The following is a 2,140-nucleotide window of genomic DNA, read 5'->3' on the forward strand; positions in this document are numbered from 1 at the left end:
GTAGGTCGTGTGGCCCTCGATCAGGCCCTCGTGGCCGCCGGGGTTCTTCGCCTTCTCCGACTCGTACCCGGTGTCGAGCACGCCCGTGATGACGACGAGGTCGTCGGGCGCCCCCTTGCCGAAGATGAAGCCGCACGAGCCGGGGATCTCCGGGTATGGCGTCGGGGTGCCGGAGAGCGGGCCGAAGCCGCGTGACTGGAAGTCCGCCTCCACGACCAGCTTGCACGGGCAGGCCCGGTCGATGATCCCGGCCAGGTCCAGACGGCGGCGGTAATCGGCCACCACCGCAACGCGCCCAGCGTCTTCTCCAGGCTCGCCGCGACATACCGAGCCTGTCGTCCCCGTTGATCCACGACCGGACAACATGACAGAACCTCACGATTAGGCAGCCGCCGGGCTGCCTGATCAGATTACTCGCACCCATGTGCGGAAAGCGGATCTAGACAAGCCGCCGCACTCGGCTGCGGGACCGCAGGCTTGCTGATCATCACAGCCGCATGGACCAAATGCCGCTGGGGCAAGCTCACCTGGGCGCATCCCCGCCCGGCAACCACACACCATCACCACAAGCGGCTACCCGGTGTCATCGCTCTCGGCGCCGCTTCACACCACCAATCCCCACAGATTGCCACCAGCACCGGATCAGCAGAACATCACTCACACTACAGCTGGCCTGGGAGAACGACTTTATGCATCACCCTGAACACCGATCGAGAACGGCAGCGGAACCGTGACCGTCTCCTTGTCCTCGGACAGGACACGGTTCCAGGTGGACCCGCTGCGACCATGCACCACGCACGGCCGCTTGGGACAGAACTTCAGGATGGCGTCGTAATCCTTGAAGATGTACTTCACCTCCATCACCGCGCTGTGCCCGAGGGAGATGCTGACCGGACCGGTCAGGCTCCGGCAGGCGACTACGGACTCGTTGCCGCCGCTTGCCACCTTGCACGTGGACGTCTGCGCTTTGCCGTCCTGCCACAAGATCACCACAGCCTCACCGACGGCAGGCAGATTCGACCAGCTCACGAAGAGGTCCTCGCCCGGAGTGAATGTGTACTTCACCGGCTGACGGGCCGCGTTGTACCTGGTCCACGTCGAGTTCAGCAGCAGAGTCTGCGTGGCGATGAACTCGTCGCGGTCCAGCACCAGGTTCGCCTTGCCAGCCTCGCCCACCTGCTGCTCGGTCCACGTCAGCTGTGCGCCGGACTCGAAGAGTTCCTCCACCGTGCCCGGCGGGTCGTCGATCCAGTCCCGTTCCTTGACCATGAAGTAGTTGTAGAGGAACTTGCCGACGCTGTAGATCGCGAGACCAGCGGCGATGATCGCACCCGCAGGAGGGAAGACCATGCCGATCGCGGTGGCGGCGAGACCGACCACGGCGACGACACCCTGTTCGACGTTGCCGTTCGCCACGGCGTCGGCCAGCGACCACAGGTCGCCGAGCGGCGGCACGAAGCTCGCCGCGATCGAGATCACGGCTTTGGCGTACTCCTCCGCCGTGTTCTCGGTCAGCGCACCCGCCGTCGTCACCGTTCGTGATGCCCAGTCCGCGAACTCCCCGGCTCGGTCGGAGAGCTTCTGCATGCTCGCGTTCTTGCTCAGCTTGGCGACTCCCGCGAGAATCTTCCCCACGTCCGGCGCGCTGCGCGGCCCCGGTCCGAGCGCCCTCGCCTCCGGGCTCTTCTCCACCAGGTCTGCCATCTCGGCGACCTGCTTCTTCATGTCCGGCAGCAAGCGCTCGACCTGGCCCACCGACATGGCACACGGGGTCTGCGGCAGCTCGCCCTTCTCGCACGCCTCCTCGGCCTCGGAGAGGACCTCCTCGTCCGTGGCCTTGAGGACGCCAGGCAGCACGTTCTCCAGAGGCGGATCGTCGGAGTCGACGCGCAGAAGGTGTGCTATCGACTCGAAAGACCGCTCTTCGGCCACCGAAGGAACGGCCGACGAAAGCAACATCGAAATCGCTGTGAAAATCGCGATCAAGTACCTCGCCATGTTTTCTGATCGTACTGACGTGATCTCAACGAGTTTCAGGTGAGCCGTCCGTACTCGAAATGGGTGAGTACGAGTGCGGCTTTGACGATGTGGCCGATCTTGCGTGGGCTGGTGGTGAAGTGCCGCAGGGCGCGCCAGCGCC

General features: G+C 64.8%; 2 protein-coding genes. Both read right to left on the reverse strand.

The window, feature by feature from the left end; all coding sequences use genetic code 11:
* Window positions 1–282, reverse strand: a 282-nt coding sequence (locus ABFX45_RS46075; protein ID WP_346137408.1) for a hypothetical protein, incomplete at its 3' end; no start/stop codon positions are given.
* Between the two features lie 405 nt (window positions 283–687).
* Entirely contained in the window at window positions 688–1,959 is a 1,272-nt protein-coding gene (locus tag ABFX45_RS46080) for a hypothetical protein (protein ID WP_346137409.1), read from the reverse strand.
* Between the last annotated feature and the right edge of the window lie 181 nt (window positions 1,960–2,140).

This window comes from Lentzea roselyniae (assembly GCF_039537795.1).
Classification (GTDB): Bacteria; Actinomycetota; Actinomycetes; order Mycobacteriales; family Pseudonocardiaceae; genus Lentzea; species Lentzea atacamensis.